Genomic DNA, 13,394 nt, shown 5'->3' with positions numbered 1-13,394 from the left:
CCCGGGAAATTCCAGGGACGCACGGTCCCGTGCGGGAAACGTGCCAGTGCCGCCTTGATAAACTCTGGCCACCGAACCTTACGGATGACCGCCTGCCCTAACTTTTTGACAATCGAATCCCTGACGTTGCGGAGATACCAGTGATCACAGTCCTTGCCGTGCACTTTGCGGTGGCTGCTGTGGCGCCATTTCTGTTCAGGGCGTGGGGCCGCAACGCCTTCTACGCGCTGGCGGCTGTGCCCGCTGCTTCGTTCGTCTGGCTGCTGCTCCAGCACGGCGCCGTGTACTCGGACGCCGGGGCGGTCACGGAGGTCTTCCCTTGGATTCCGGGGCTGGAACTGGAGTTCGCCTTCCGCCTGGACCCCTTAGCCTGGGTAATGTCTCTCCTCGTCCTGGGGGTTGGCGCCTTGGTGCTCGTCTATTGCGCCCGGTACTTCAGCCTCAAGGACCAGGACCTCGGCGGCTTCGGTGCCCAGTTCCTCGCCTTCGCGGGAGTGATGTTCGGCCTGGTGGTAGCTGACGATCTTCTTCTGCTGTTCATCTTCTGGGAACTCACCACCATCCTGTCCTACCTGCTGATCGGGTTCGCCCGCACCAGGCTGGCGGCACGGCGCTCCGCGCTGCAGGCCTTGATGGTCACCACCGCGGGCGGGCTGGCCATGCTGGTAGGCCTGATTATGCTTGGCCAGAGCGCGGGCACGTACCGGATCTCGGCAATCCTGGCGCAGGCGTCCACGCTGATTAATGGACCTACCGGCGCAATCGTCGCTGCCGCCGTCGTACTTATCCTGGTGGGTGCCATCAGCAAGTCCGCGCTGGTTCCCTTCCACTTCTGGCTGCCGGGAGCCATGGCGGCCCCCACGCCGGTGAGCGCATACCTCCACGCCGCGGCGATGGTGAAGGCCGGGGTCTACCTCGTGGCAAGACTTGCGCCGGGCTTCTCCGAGACTGCGTACTGGCAGGTCATCGTGCTGGGGCTGGGCCTGGCCACCATGCTTGTGGGCGGCTACCGGGCGCTCCGGCAAACCGACATCAAACTCATCCTGGCCTACGGCACCGTCAGCCAGTTGGGCTTCCTGGTCATGGTGGTGGGGCTGGGCACGCCGGATGCGGCCCTCGCCGGGCTCGCGATGCTCCTGGCCCACGGACTGTTCAAGGCCACGTTGTTCCTGGTGGTGGGCATCATCGACCACCAGTCCGGTACCCGCGATGTCCGCCAGCTGTCCGGTGTGTTCCGGTCGTCCCGGGCCCTCGGAATTGTGGCCGGGATCGGTGCCGCATCGATGGCCGGCGTTCCGTTACTCGCCGGGTTCGTGGCCAAGGAATCAGTCCTGGAAGCCTTTGTCCACCACGCTTCCGACGGCGAGGCTTGGAGCATGGTGGTGCTCGTGGGCCTCGTCATCGGGTCCATTCTCACGTTCGCCTACACTGCCCGCTTTATGTGGGGAGCTTTCGCGGTGAAGCCCGGGATTGAGCGGACAGCGTTCAAGGCGGTCAGGCCATCGTTCCTGGCTGCCCCGGCCCTCCTCAGCCTCCTCACCATCGTCTACGGCCTCTGGCCGGCGCCGGTGGACGCCTGGGTCCAGCCCTACGCCGCGCTGTTCGCCTCCACCGCCCCCGACGCCGGCACGCCGGCAGAGCAGGCCGGCCACCTTGCGCTGTGGCACGGTTTCACCCCCGCCCTGGGGCTGACGGCCCTCACGTTCACGCTGGGCCTGGCGATGTACTTCGGACGAACCTTGGTGGCCCGCGCGCAGTCCCGAGTGCCTGGCTGGATCGACGGCGATCGCATCTACCAGCTCACCATCGGCGCGCTGGACGACACCGCGGTCTGGATCACGGGCCGCACGCAGCGTGGTTCCCTGTACTTCTACCTCGCCGTCATCCTCACCATGGCGTTCGTCCTGCCGCTGACGGCTATGCTGCTGGCGGGCAAGCCGCTGCCCGAGAACCTGTACTTCATCGATCCCTACTCGCCGCTGCAGCCCGTGGTCGGGGCAGGAATTGTCATCGGCGCGCTGGCTGCGGTCAAAGCCAACAAAAGGTTCCTCGCCGTGCTGATGGTGTCCGTGACCGGATACGGGATCGCCCTGATGTTCGCGCTCCAGGGCGCACCTGACCTGGCCCTCACGCAGATGCTTGTGGAAACCATCATCCTGGTGGCCTTTGTCCTGGCCATGCGCAGCCTGCCCGCGGAACTCCGCGACCGCACCGGCGGCAAGTACCGGGTGATCCGCGTGATCATCGGGGCGGCGTTCGGCGTCACCATGGTCTTCGCCGCCATCCACGCCATGGGCGCCCGGGTGGCTATCCCCGTGTCCCTGGAATTCCCGCGCCTTGCCTATGAAGGCGGCGGCGGGCTGAACATCGTCAACGTCACCCTGGTGGACATCCGCGCCTGGGACACGTTCGGTGAAATATCCGTCCTTGCCCTGGCAGCCACAGGTGTTGCCAGCCTCATCTTCGTCCGCGGGCGCGGCGACCGGAGCAGGGTCTCTGAAACCATTGACGAGGGCAGCGTAGGCCGTCAGGTTGCGGTGGATCCCGGGTCGCGGGAGGCCGCCGCGCTGGCCATCAGCCGCAAATTCGCAGCTTCCGCCCGGGATGCCTGGATTGTGGCGGGGCGGACCCTGGCACCGGAACGGCGCTCCATCATTTTCGAAGTGGTCACCCGGCTGATCTTTCACTCCCTGATCATCTTCTCCCTCTACCTCCTCCTGGCCGGCCACAACCTGCCCGGCGGCGGCTTCGCCGGCGGCCTGACTGCCGGGCTGGCGCTGGCCATCCGCTACATGGCAGGCGGCCGTTTCGAACTGCGCGAGGCCACCCCCGTGGGCGCCGGCACCCTGCTGGGGATCGGGCTCGCCACTGCGGCAGCGTCCGGCGTGGTGCCGCTGCTGCTGGGCGGCCAGGTATTCCAGACCGCCATCATTGAACTTTGGCTTCCGGTATTCGGGGACATCAAGTTCGTCACGTCCACCATTTTCGACATCGGCGTGTACAGCGTGGTGATCGGCCTGGTGCTGGACGTCCTGCGCAGCCTGGGCTCCGAGATCGACGAACACTTTGAAGAGCAGAGAACTGCGCCTGCCGAGGACTCGCCGACCGACGACGCCCCTCCGCAGGAGCAGCAGCACGAGCCCGCGGGTGTCCACGCCGAAACCACCGCGAAGGGCCAAGGATGAGCGTCAACCTGACCCTGCTGACCATCATGGGTGCCCTGTATGCGTGCGGCATATACCTGATCCTGGAACGCAGCCTCACCCGGGTGCTGCTCGGGCTGATGCTGCTGGCCAACGCCACCAACCTGCTGATCCTGGCCACCGGCGGCTATGCCGGGCTGGCGCCGCTGTACGACAAGGACACCGGCGCCCAGGAGTACTCGGACCCGCTTCCGCAGGCTCTGATCCTCACGTCGATCGTGATCTCCTTCGCCGTGACGGCCTTTATGCTCGGCATCATTTACCGCACGTGGGTCCTGGCGCGCCAGGATGAGATCCAGGACGACATTGAGGACCTCCGCGTCGCCGAGACGCCCAGGTTCGACGCCGAGGACGACGCTCCGATCCCGGCCGAAACTTCCGAGTTTCCCCTGACCATGCTTGGCAGCGACGGGAGCTCCGTCTCAGACCACGCCACGGTGGCGGACGGTCCGGAAGCGGCCGGGGATTCCATCACGGCCGGTGCCAAGACGATTCCCGCCGAGGATGCCGCCGCTGAAGAGCAACCCGGCTCGCAGAACGTAACCCCTGGTCCCGAAGGAGGTGTGAAGTGAACATCGCAAGCTTTGCCCCGCTCGCCGTCGTACTTCCCATCCTCGGTGCCGCACTGGCCTTCCTGCTGATCCGGCACTCCCGCGCCCAGCGCGCCGTGAGCATCGCTGTGCTGTCCCTGACGCTCCTGCTCGAGTGCGCACTGCTGGCTTCGGTCTGGGACGGCGGAACCGCCGCTGTGCACATCGGTGGCTGGTTGCCGCCGTGGGGCATCACGATGGTGGTGGACCAGTTCTCGTCGCTCATGCTGGTGGTGTCGTCCGCCGTCAGCCTCGCTGTGCTGGTCTACGCCACCGGTCAGGGCATGGCCGACGGCGACCAGGACGCTCCGGTGTCGATCTTCCACCCGACCTACCTGATCCTGGTGGCGGGTGTGTCCAACGCGTTCCTGTCCGGGGACCTCTTCAACCTGTACGTCGGCTTCGAGATCCTGCTGACGGCAAGCTATGTGCTGATGACACTGGGTGGAACCGGCCCCCGAATCCGCGCCGGAGTTACGTACGTGGTGGTCTCCGTGGTGTCCTCGGTGCTGTTCCTGATCTCCATCGCCATGGTCTACGGCGCCACCGGAACCGTCAACATGGCCGACCTCGCCATCAAGCTAGCGGACCTGGACGACGGAACCCAGACCCTGCTGCACGTGATGCTCCTGGTGGCATTCGGGATCAAGGCGGCCGTGTTCCCACTGTCGTTCTGGCTGCCTGACTCCTACCCCACGGCACCGGCGCCGGTCACGGCCGTGTTCGCCGGCCTGTTGACTAAAGTCGGTGTCTACGCCATGGTGCGCACGGAAACCCTGCTCTTCCCCGGGGACAGCCTGAACACTCCGCTGATGGTGGCGGCGCTGCTGACCATGGTGGTCGGAATCCTAGGCGCCTTGGCCCAGAGCGACATCAAACGTCTGTTGTCCTTCACCCTGGTGAGCCACATCGGCTACATGGTGTTCGGCCTGGCGATGTCCTCGGTGGCGGGTCTGGGCGCCGCCGTGTTCTACGTGGCCCACCACATCACCATCCAGACCAGTCTCTTCCTGGTCACAGGCCTGATCGAACGCCGCGGCGGCAGTTCCTCCGTGGACCGGCTGGCAGGCCTCGCCAAGCTGTCACCCATCCTGGCACTGCTGTTCTTCATCCCCGCCATGAACCTGGCCGGGATCCCGCCGTTCTCCGGGTTCCTGGGGAAAGTGGGGCTCATCCAGGCGGGCATCGAACTGGGTACGCCCCTGGCCTACGCCCTGGTGATCGGCGGCGTGGTCACCAGCCTCCTGACCCTGTTGGCCGTTGCGAGGGTCTGGAACCGCGCGTTCTGGCGCAAGCCCTCGGACGCCGAGCACCCGGACCCCGTCCTGCTGGCTGAGCCCGAGGATTCGGGTACCGGCAGCCGGGCTGGCCGCAAAAACGTCACCTTGCTGCCCCGCACCATGGTGGGCTCAACCCTGGGCCTGGTGGTTCTGGGCGTCTCACTCACTGTTTTCGCGGGCCCGCTGTTCAAAGTCTCGGACCAGGCAGCCCACGAAATGCTGGACAGGTCCGCCTACATCCAGGCCGTACTGGGTGAGGACACGCCCGTTCCCCCGCTGGCCCTGAAAGACGGAGGGGGCAAATGAGCCGCCGCCGGATTTCCCTGCGCCAAGAGGTGCCCCTGCTGGTGTGGCTGGTGATTGTCTGGGGTGCCTTGTGGCAGGACTTCAGCCCCGGCAACCTGCTCTTTGGCGCGTTGTTGGCCGTGCTCGTGGCCCGGATGTTCTACCTGCCGCCCGTAGAGCTCAGCGGCCGCTTCAGCATTCTTCACGCCGTGCCTTTTGCCCTGCGTTTTCTAAGCAGGGTGGCGGCGGCAAGCGTTGAGGTCATGTATCTGGCTGTCGTCCGCGGCCCGCGGGTCATCAACGCCGTCGTCGCGGTGCCGTTGCGGAGCCACCAGGACCTGGTGGTCACCGCCACCGGGCACGTGATTTCGCTGATCCCGGGCTCCCTGGTGGTGGAAGTGGACCGGTCAACGTCCACCCTGTACCTCCACGCGCTCAACGTCAGCAGCCCGGAAGAGGTGGAGAGACTGCGCAAGGAAGTCCGCTCCATCGAAGCGGCCCTGATCAGAATCATGGGCACCCGCGAAGAACTCGAAGCAATCCGGCAGGAGGCCGCAGCATGATGCAGACCGTCCTGGCTGTCACGGCAGTCATTCTTTCGCTGGCAGCGGCAGGAGCCATCATCAGGATCTCCCGCGGCCCGTCACTACTGGACAGGGTGCTGGCCTCCGACGTCCTGCTCGCGATCCTCGGCGCGGCCCTGTGCATTGACATGGCCGTCAACCGGCACCTCAACAACCTGATGCTGCTGGTGGCGCTGTCCATCGTCGGCTTCATCGGTTCGGTGACCGTTGCGCGCTTCGTGGCCGACCGGCGGGAGCAAGCCAATGAATCCTGAGGCCAGCGTGGTTGATAACGTCATCGATACTGTATCGGCGGTGTTCCTGGTGGTGGGTGCCCTCATGTCGCTCGCCGCCGCCGTCGGACTGCTCCGCTTCCCGGACCTGCTGAGCCGCATGCACGCGGCCACCAAGCCCCAGGTGCTGGGGCTGTTCCTGCTCCTGGCGGCCATCGGCCTGCAGCTACGCACCTGGTGGGTGTGGCCGGTGCTGCTGGTGGCCTGGATTTTCCAGCTGCTGACCGTGCCGGTTTCCGCCCATATGGTGGGCCGCGCCGGTTATCGTACCAAACACCTGCACCGCGAGCTGCTCAGCTCCGATGAACTCGATGCCGTGGTTCAGAAGGCCGCCCAATCGTCCCGGGACGAGTCATCCCGGGATGAAGTGTCCGACGGCGGCCGCCCCTAACGTCCCGCCCCGCCACCCCTAACGTCCGCCCCCGCGTGAGTTTTTGTCCAGATAACACGGGTTGCCGTCGGTTAGAGGCCTTTATCTGGACAAAAACTCAAGGGTGATGCGGTTAGACGATGTCCTGGGACTTGGCGAAGCGGCTGATGGCCCGCTGCGTGCCGCGGTTGGCGAGCACCTGGATGATGGTGCTGACCGAGGCCGAAATGAGCGCGAAGGTCAGCGCCGAGCGGAGGCTCGTGGGGGTGTCTTCGCCCTTGCCGGTGGGAGGCTTCCTGCCGGTGGACTTTTCCCATACGGTATTGACCATCTTGGTGCCGACCAATCCGGCGCCGATGCTGATTCCAGTGCCGAGCAGCTTGATGAACAGGTTCATTCGTTGAACTCCTTGTGAGCGGATCCGGGACTGTCTTTAGCCTAACCCGGCTGCATGGACTCCAGAATCTCCCGCAGGGCTTCCACCACGAGGTCGTGGTCCTGCTGCTGGGGCAGGCCCGAGACCGTTACGGTGGCCACTGCGCCCACGCCGGCGACGTAGACGGGGAAGGAACCGCCGTGCGGGGCGTAGGCGGACTCGTCAAACCAGCCATGTTCCTCGATCCGGCCTCCGTGCAGCCTGCCGCGGAGTCCCACCAGCAACGACGGGACCTCGTACCTGGCGGCGGTGCGCTGCTTGGCCCGGATCCAGTGCTCGTTGTCAGGGGTGGCGCCGTCCAAGGCCACGTGGAACAGGACCTGGTCACCCTTGGTGATGTCGATCGCGATGGGCAGTCTTCGGCTCTTGCCGAGTTCCACCAGCAGCAGCCCCAGATTGAGGGAATCATCCTTGGTGAATCGGGAGAACTGCAGCTCGCTGATCTCGCCCTCGATCCGGGCGATCAGGGCCTCAAGCAGCCCCGCCGGCTGGGGCACCGTCGAATCGGGATTGAACGCAGTCACAGTCTGATTGTTGGCAGTCATGGCCCACAATCTACCCCGCCTGCGGTGTAAACTGAGTACGCCCATCAGGGCAGATTTATTACGACAGGGGAGCGCCGCCGTCGGACATCACTGGCATTGCCAGGGAACCGCAGGCGGGCGCTGAGAGTGCGGACAGCCGCAGACCCTCGAACCTGATCCGGTTAGTACCGGCGCAAGGGAGTCGAGTTCTCGAAGTGTCCGGAAACGGCGGCAGCGCCGCACGCCGGGGCGCTTTCCCCTCCTGTTCCTCAGGAGGACAAAATGACAACTGGAGCAATCAAAAAGACCGGCAATACCTGGCGCGTTGTGGACATCGTGGTGGCGGCGCTCATCGCCATCACCGGCGGCGTGATCTTCTGGGCCTGGTCCCAGGGCGCCGGGATCATTTCCGCCCCCATGAACGCCGTTTACCCCCCGCTGACCGGCCTGATCGCCGGCGGCTGGATGATCCCGGCTGTGCTGGGCATGCTCATCATCCGCAAGCCCGGCGCGGCGCTCTTCTGCGAAGCGGTGGCCGCCACCGGCGAACTCATCATGGGCTCGCAGTACGGCGCCACGGTGCTGATCTCCGGAATCCTGCAGGGCCTGGGCGCCGAACTGGTGTTCTTCCTGCTGGTGTACGGCAACTTCCGGTTCAAGTCCTTCCTGCACCAGAAGTACAACCTCATCGCCGCGCTGCTGGCCGGTGCCGGCGCCGGACTGTTCTGCGGCCTCAATGATTCCTTCCTGCCGTGGGGCTGGAACATCGCCTACGAGCCCGGCGACAAGCTCGCGTACATCGTGTTCTGCACCATCTCCGGCGCCGTGATTGCGGGCGCTTTGTCCTGGATCGCCACCCGCGGCCTGGCCAGGACCGGTGTACTGAGCTCGTTCGCGTCCCGGAAGGCAGCTTCGGAGCCCGTCTTCAACTGATGACCGCTTCCGACGCCGGCGCTTCCGGCGTGCGCCCCGCCGCAGTGTCCGCCCGTGGCTGGGGCTGGCGGCATGCCGGACGTTCCGCCCCCGCCGTCCATGGGCTCGACCTTGACATCGCTCCTGGCGAGCGGGTGCTGCTGCTGGGCCCTTCGGGCGCGGGCAAGTCAACCCTGCTGCACGCGCTCGCGGGGGTCCTTGGAGATGAAGGGGACGACGCCGACGAAACCGGTTCGCTGCTGATCGACGGTGTGGTGCCACGCGGGCAGCGCGGCCGTTCGGGCCTAATGCAGCAGGATCCGGAAACGCAGGTGGTTCTTTCCCGCCTGGGTGACGACGTCGCCTTCGGCGCCGAGAACCTCGCCGTTCCGCGGGACGAGATCTGGCGGCGGGTCCATGAAGCGCTCGACGACGTCGGGCTGCGAAGTGCGGGCGGCGGCGGTTTGAACGCCGACGGCGGCACTGGTGGCGGCGCCGACGGCGGGCCAGATGCCGCCGGGCTCCCGCTGGACCACCCGACGTCGGTCCTGTCCGGCGGGCAGAAGCAGCGCCTGGCTCTGGCCGGCATCCTCGCGATGCGGCCCGGGCTGATCCTGCTGGACGAGCCCACCGCAAACCTCGATCCCGCCGGTGTGCTGGAAGTCCGCGACGCCGTGGGCCGCTGCCTGGACAAAACCGGCGCCACCCTCGTTGTGGTGGAACACCGCGTGTCGGTCTGGAAGGACCTGGTGGACCGGATTGTGGTGCTCCAGCCGGGCTCTGCAGCGGGCTCCGCTGGAAGTTCCGTCGGTACTTCCGCAGTCCTGCTGGACGGGCCGCCGGACCAGGTGCTCGCGGAGGCACGGGACATGCTGATCGGCGCGGGCGTCTGGGTGCCGGGGTATGTCCCGGCAACCCGGCGCCGCACGTCCGCAGGCTCCGGTGACCTGCTGCTGGCCGCCGAGGACCTGGCCGTCTCCCGCGAGCGTCCGCGGCGCCGCGGCTTCCGGACCGTCTTGCCCGTGCCGGTGCAGTCGGGCATCACCGCCCAGGTCCGTTCCGGCCATGCCCTCGCCGTTACGGGGCCCAATGGCGCCGGCAAGTCAACGTTTGCGCTGACGATCGCCGGACTTTTGGCGCCGGTGGCGGGAAAAGTGTCCGCCGCCGTCGAGCTTTCCGAGGGTGCCGGGATCGATCCCATCAAATGGAAAGCCAACCAGCTGATTTCCCGCATCGGAACCGTGTTCCAGGAACCCGAGCACCAGTTCGTTACCGGCCGCGTGCTGGACGAACTGATGTTCGGTCCGCGGCATCTGGGGCATGGCGAGGAGCGGGTTGACGAACTGCTGGAACGGCTGCGCCTGACGCACCTTGTGGACGCCAATCCGTACACGCTGTCCGGCGGCGAAAAGCGGCGCCTGTCGGTGGCCACGGTCTTGGCCGCCCACCCGCGTGTGCTGGTGCTCGACGAGCCGACTTTCGGCCAGGACGCCAACACCTGGGCCGAGCTCGCGTCGTTCCTCTCGGAATTGCTCGACGCCGGGACCTCCGTGGTTTCCGTGACCCACGACCAGGCGTTCAGCGCCGTACTGGGCGGGGCCGAACTGCGGCTTGGCCCGGCCTCACGCGGCGGCGCCCGCCAGGAAGCGGGTGCGGCATGAGGGATGCCCTGATCCTCCGCGGCAACCACGCACTGCTGACGCGCGCCAACCCGCTGGCCAAGTTCGCCGCCGTCTTCCTCATCACCCTGGTGCTGGCGCTCTCCATCGACTGGGTGTCTGCCACCACCGCGCTCGTGGCGGAACTGGCGCTCTTTCCGCTGGCCGGCCTCACCCTGCGACTGTTGTGGCAGCGCGGCTGGCCGCTCATGATCGCGGCAGCCCTGGGCGGCTGGAGCACGGCGATCGTCGCGGCGGACAGCGGCGCTGTCCTGCTCGACGTCGGGATCTGGTCCATCAGCGAAGGTTCCCTCCAGCTGGGAATCGGTTTTATGCTGCGCGGACTCGCGATTGCCCTGCCGGCGATCCTGCTCATGACCTGCACAGACCCCACCGACCTCGCCGATGCGCTGGCCCAGAAGGCCCGGCTGCCGCACCGGTTTGTCCTTGGCACGCTGGCCGCGATGCGGCTGGTGGGACTTATGGCCGAGGAGTGGCAGACCATCGGCATGGCTCGGCGGGCCCGCGGAGTCGGCTCGCAAGGCAGCCCGCTGCAACGGCTGCGGGCCACACTCGGGCAGAGCTTTGGGCTCCTGGTCCAGGCCATCCGCCGCGCATCCCGGCTGGCCATCACCATGGAAGCACGCGGTTTTGGCGCCGGTCAGCGGACGTGGGCCCGGGAATCAACGTATTCGCCGCTGGACGCCTGGGTGCTGGTGGGCGGCGTGCTGATCGCGGCGACTGCTGTGGTTGCCGCGGCCGGGATGGGAACCTGGAACTTCGTCTGGCGTTAGTTCTATTTTGCGGGGCCAGCGCTGGTCAACACTTTCAGCCCGGCCTGGTCAGCCTGCTCAGGGGGAACATAGGCCTGGTCAGGGGGAACATAGGCCCGGTCAGCGGGACCGCAGTGGTGCGGCCCGATCGAACCTCTCACGCGTCAGGAACGCCAGCTGGGCTTCCTTTTCAGCCAGCTGGATGACGGGTCCCAGCTCGAAGCACGTGGCGTCGAGCCGGCGCAGGGCTTTGGTGTTGCGGGCATCCGGCTCCACCACGATCCTGTCCTTTCCCGGCACGGAGAACATGTAATGGATCAGGGACGTGGCGAGCCGCGGCGTGAAGTGCGGGACGGGCCGGATGGCCGGAGCCAGCAACAGGTGCACGGCATCGCCGCCAAATGGGCGCGCGGCGCGCAGCCCGGCGACACCATCGAAGCCACGGTCCAGGGCAGTGCTTTCGACTTCCCGAAACCGCATCCGCGCCGCGTGTGGATCGTGGGCGATCCGGCATCCGTGCCGGCCAGCAACGCGCTGCTGGACGAGCTGCGGATGGTGGACGCCGCCGCCGGCCGAACCACGCCGGTGACCGCCTGGCTTGAATACCAGCACGACACCGATCCGTCGCTCGAGCTGCGGACCGGGGAGTCCGATGTCGTCTGCTGGAGGACTGCTTCTGGGTGGCCTGCGAGGCGTCCAGTACGCGCGCCATCGTCAAGCACCTGCGCAAGGTCCTTGGTGCGGACAAGCAGCGGATCAACGCGTTGGGGTACTGGCTGGTGGCGTATCTCCCCGCCACGGGGCGTGTCGAATATCGCATGGAGTGGGTATTATTCCCGCCACGCAGCGCCATTGGGGCAAATCTCCCTTCCAGTAGCTCATCTGTGATATTTTTTTCTTATGATTCAGGAAACTGCCGAGCACATCGCCGCCACCCTTCGCGACGCCCGCAGCGAGAAGGGCTGGACCCAGGGCCAGCTGGCTACCGCGCTGGGAACCAGCCAAAGCGCCGTCGCCCGGATGGAGCAGGGCAAGCAGAACCTCAGCCTCAAGATGATCCAGCGGCTCGAAACGATTCTCGACCGCAGCATCGTCAAAGTGGGCAAACCACAGATGACGCACCTGCGCATTGAAGGCGGCCGCACCCTGTCCGGGGCAGTGGATGTCAACAGCAGCAAAAATGCCGGTGTGGCGCTGCTGTGCGCCAGCCTGATCAACCGCGGCACCACCGTCCTGCGCCGCCTCGCCCGGATCGAAGAAGTCAACCGGATCGTGGAGGTCCTGACCAGCATCGGTGTCGAATGCACGTGGCTTAACGACACCGACCTCCAGCTCCGCCGCCCCGCCGTCCTGAATCTTGAAGCCATGGACGTGGACGCGGCGCGCCGCACGCGCAGCGTGATCATGCTCCTGGGCCCGCTCCTGGACGAATCCGAGGAATACCGCCTGCCGTATGCCGGCGGTTGCGATCTGGGCACCCGCACCGTGGAGCCGCACATGCAGGCGTTGCGCCAGTTCGGGCTCTCGGTGGAAGCGACTGCCGGTTTCTACGCCGTCCAGGCTCCGCGGCCGGACAATCACGACCGGTCCTTTGTGCTGACGGAGCGCGGGGACACCGTCACCGAGAACGCGATCATGGCTGCGGCGCACCGCCGCGGCACCACGGTCATCCGCAACGCCAGCCCCAACTACATGGTCCAGGACCTCTGTTTCTACCTCGAGATGCTGGGCGTGAAGATCGACGGCGTGGGCACCACCACGCTGAAGATCACCGGGCAGCCGCTTATCGACGTCGACATTGAGTATTTCCCGTCGGAGGACCCCATTGAGGCCATGAGCCTCATCACCGCCGGGATCGTCACCAACTCAGAGGTGACCATCCGCCGCGTCCCCATCGAATTCATGGAGATCGAGCTGGCCACGCTGGAGCAGATGGGCCAGAAGCTGGAGATTTCCGGCGAGTACGTGGCGCGCAACGGACGCACCCGGCTGGTGGATGTGACCACCAAGCCGTCCGAACTGCAGGCGCCCGAGGACAAGATCCACCCCATGCCGTTCCCCGGACTGAACATCGACAACCTGCCGTTCTTCGCGGTGATCGCCGCCAACGCCCATGGCCAGACCTTGATCCACGACTGGGTCTATGAGAACCGGGCCATCTACCTCACGGAACTCAACCGGCTCGGCGCCCAGGTGCAGCTGCTGGACCCGCACCGGATCTACGTCAACGGCCCCACGAAATGGCGAGCCGCCGAGGTGGGCTGCCCGCCGGCGCTCCGCCCGGCCGCCTGCCTGCTGCTGGCCATGCTTGCGGCGCGGGGAGTGTCGGAGCTGCGGAACATCTACGTGATCGAGCGCGGCTACGAGGACCTGGCGGAACGGCTCAACACCATCGGCGCCAAGGTGGAGTACTTCCAGGACTAGGCTTCGGCTTCGTGCTGGGGTTCGGCGACGTCGGATTCCGCACCATCATTCGCGCTAGCCGGGCTTCAGGCCGCGGCATTCCG

13 protein-coding genes, 1 pseudogene and 1 riboswitch are annotated in these 13,394 nt (G+C 66.3%); of the genes and pseudogenes, 11 read left to right on the top strand and 3 right to left on the bottom strand.

Annotation, left to right across the window (positions count from 1 at the left end; genetic code table 11):
* Window positions 1-140: 140 nt before the first annotated feature.
* From ACQCSW_RS19920 to mnhG, 6 genes are read left to right on the top strand one after another with little or no spacing between them, the layout of a single operon-like run.
* Window positions 141-3,185, top strand: a complete 3,045-nt coding sequence (locus ACQCSW_RS19920) for a Na+/H+ antiporter subunit A (RefSeq protein ID WP_426988698.1) — start codon at window positions 141-143, stop codon at window positions 3,183-3,185.
* Entirely contained in the window at window positions 3,182-3,775 is a 594-nt protein-coding gene (locus tag ACQCSW_RS19915) for a Na(+)/H(+) antiporter subunit C (protein ID WP_426988696.1), read from the top strand. The genes ACQCSW_RS19920 and ACQCSW_RS19915 overlap by 4 nt, the downstream gene beginning before the upstream one ends.
* Window positions 3,772-5,379, top strand: a complete 1,608-nt coding sequence (locus ACQCSW_RS19910) for a Na+/H+ antiporter subunit D (RefSeq protein WP_426988694.1) — start codon at window positions 3,772-3,774, stop codon at window positions 5,377-5,379. The genes ACQCSW_RS19915 and ACQCSW_RS19910 overlap by 4 nt, the downstream gene beginning before the upstream one ends.
* Window positions 5,376-5,921: a Na+/H+ antiporter subunit E gene (locus ACQCSW_RS19905; protein ID WP_426988692.1), complete on the top strand. Its 546-nt coding sequence runs from the start codon at window positions 5,376-5,378 to the stop codon at window positions 5,919-5,921. The genes ACQCSW_RS19910 and ACQCSW_RS19905 overlap by 4 nt, the downstream gene beginning before the upstream one ends.
* Entirely contained in the window at window positions 5,918-6,196 is a 279-nt protein-coding gene (locus tag ACQCSW_RS19900; RefSeq protein ID WP_111908152.1) for a monovalent cation/H+ antiporter complex subunit F, read from the top strand. Before ACQCSW_RS19905 ends, ACQCSW_RS19900 begins: the two co-directional genes overlap by 4 nt.
* Window positions 6,186-6,605: a monovalent cation/H(+) antiporter subunit G gene (gene mnhG, locus ACQCSW_RS19895; RefSeq protein WP_426988690.1), complete on the top strand. Its 420-nt coding sequence runs from the start codon at window positions 6,186-6,188 to the stop codon at window positions 6,603-6,605. Before ACQCSW_RS19900 ends, mnhG begins: the two co-directional genes overlap by 11 nt.
* Window positions 6,606-6,717: 112 nt before the next feature.
* Here the strand turns inward: mnhG and ACQCSW_RS19890 are convergent, their stop codons facing one another.
* Window positions 6,718-6,981, bottom strand: a complete 264-nt coding sequence (locus ACQCSW_RS19890) for a DUF4235 domain-containing protein (protein WP_426988688.1) — start codon at window positions 6,979-6,981, stop codon at window positions 6,718-6,720.
* A 41-nt stretch (window positions 6,982-7,022) separates the two neighbouring features.
* Window positions 7,023-7,565, bottom strand: a complete 543-nt coding sequence (locus tag ACQCSW_RS19885) for a heme-degrading domain-containing protein (protein ID WP_426988686.1) — start codon at window positions 7,563-7,565, stop codon at window positions 7,023-7,025.
* Between the two features lie 55 nt (window positions 7,566-7,620).
* A riboswitch (TPP riboswitch) is annotated at window positions 7,621-7,762 on the top strand.
* A gap of 64 nt (window positions 7,763-7,826) precedes the next feature.
* On the opposite strand from ACQCSW_RS19885, the gene ACQCSW_RS19880 reads away from it, so the two are divergent.
* The 3 genes from ACQCSW_RS19880 to ACQCSW_RS19870 are packed head-to-tail and all read left to right on the top strand — an operon-like array spanning window position 7,827 to window position 10,908.
* Window positions 7,827-8,477, top strand: a complete 651-nt coding sequence (locus tag ACQCSW_RS19880) for an ECF transporter S component (RefSeq protein ID WP_426988684.1) — start codon at window positions 7,827-7,829, stop codon at window positions 8,475-8,477.
* A complete protein-coding gene (locus ACQCSW_RS19875) occupies window positions 8,477-10,117 on the top strand; it encodes an ABC transporter ATP-binding protein (protein WP_426988682.1) in 1,641 nt (546 codons plus the stop codon). Before ACQCSW_RS19880 ends, ACQCSW_RS19875 begins: the two co-directional genes overlap by 1 nt.
* Window positions 10,114-10,908 carry an energy-coupling factor transporter transmembrane component T family protein gene (locus ACQCSW_RS19870; RefSeq protein WP_426988680.1) on the top strand — a complete coding sequence of 265 codons (795 nt, stop codon included), beginning with the start codon at window positions 10,114-10,116 and terminating at the stop codon, window positions 10,906-10,908. Before ACQCSW_RS19875 ends, ACQCSW_RS19870 begins: the two co-directional genes overlap by 4 nt.
* A gap of 99 nt (window positions 10,909-11,007) precedes the next feature.
* Here the strand turns inward: ACQCSW_RS19870 and ACQCSW_RS19865 are convergent, their stop codons facing one another.
* The gene (locus ACQCSW_RS19865; RefSeq protein ID WP_426988678.1) at window positions 11,008-11,499 is read right to left on the bottom strand and encodes a GNAT family N-acetyltransferase; all 492 of its coding nucleotides are present in this window, start codon (window positions 11,497-11,499) and stop codon (window positions 11,008-11,010) included.
* A gap of 68 nt (window positions 11,500-11,567) precedes the next feature.
* Between ACQCSW_RS19865 and ACQCSW_RS19860 the strand changes: the two are divergent.
* Window positions 11,568-11,612 (top strand): annotated as a pseudogene (locus tag ACQCSW_RS19860) (hypothetical protein); the annotation flags it as partial.
* 175 nt (window positions 11,613-11,787) lie between these two features.
* Window positions 11,788-13,311, top strand: a complete 1,524-nt coding sequence (locus ACQCSW_RS19855) for a UDP-N-acetylglucosamine 1-carboxyvinyltransferase (RefSeq protein ID WP_426988676.1) — start codon at window positions 11,788-11,790, stop codon at window positions 13,309-13,311.
* The last annotated feature ends 83 nt before the right edge of the window (window positions 13,312-13,394 follow it).

This window comes from Pseudarthrobacter sp. Y6 (assembly GCF_050156205.1).
Lineage (GTDB): Bacteria > Actinomycetota > Actinomycetes > Actinomycetales > Micrococcaceae > Arthrobacter.
Note: the sequence above shows the minus strand (reverse complement) of the source record. Positions and strands in the feature narration are given on the sequence as shown.

Excerpts from the sequence above, each read along its gene's own strand:
- ACQCSW_RS19900 (WP_111908152.1), top strand. The coding sequence starts at position 5,918 with ATGATGCAGACCGTCCTGGCTGTCACGGCAGTCATTCTTTCGCTGGCA.
- ACQCSW_RS19915 (WP_426988696.1), top strand. The coding sequence starts at position 3,182 with ATGAGCGTCAACCTGACCCTGCTGACCATCATGGGTGCCCTGTATGCG.
- ACQCSW_RS19870 (WP_426988680.1), top strand. The coding sequence starts at position 10,114 with ATGAGGGATGCCCTGATCCTCCGCGGCAACCACGCACTGCTGACGCGC.
- mnhG (WP_426988690.1), top strand. The coding sequence starts at position 6,186 with ATGAATCCTGAGGCCAGCGTGGTTGATAACGTCATCGATACTGTATCG.
- ACQCSW_RS19905 (WP_426988692.1), top strand. The coding sequence starts at position 5,376 with ATGAGCCGCCGCCGGATTTCCCTGCGCCAAGAGGTGCCCCTGCTGGTG.
- ACQCSW_RS19880 (WP_426988684.1), top strand. The coding sequence starts at position 7,827 with ATGACAACTGGAGCAATCAAAAAGACCGGCAATACCTGGCGCGTTGTG.
- ACQCSW_RS19875 (WP_426988682.1), top strand. The coding sequence starts at position 8,477 with ATGACCGCTTCCGACGCCGGCGCTTCCGGCGTGCGCCCCGCCGCAGTG.
- ACQCSW_RS19855 (WP_426988676.1), top strand. The coding sequence starts at position 11,788 with ATGATTCAGGAAACTGCCGAGCACATCGCCGCCACCCTTCGCGACGCC.
- ACQCSW_RS19885 (WP_426988686.1), bottom strand. The coding sequence starts at position 7,565 with ATGACTGCCAACAATCAGACTGTGACTGCGTTCAATCCCGATTCGACG.
- ACQCSW_RS19890 (WP_426988688.1), bottom strand. The coding sequence starts at position 6,981 with ATGAACCTGTTCATCAAGCTGCTCGGCACTGGAATCAGCATCGGCGCC.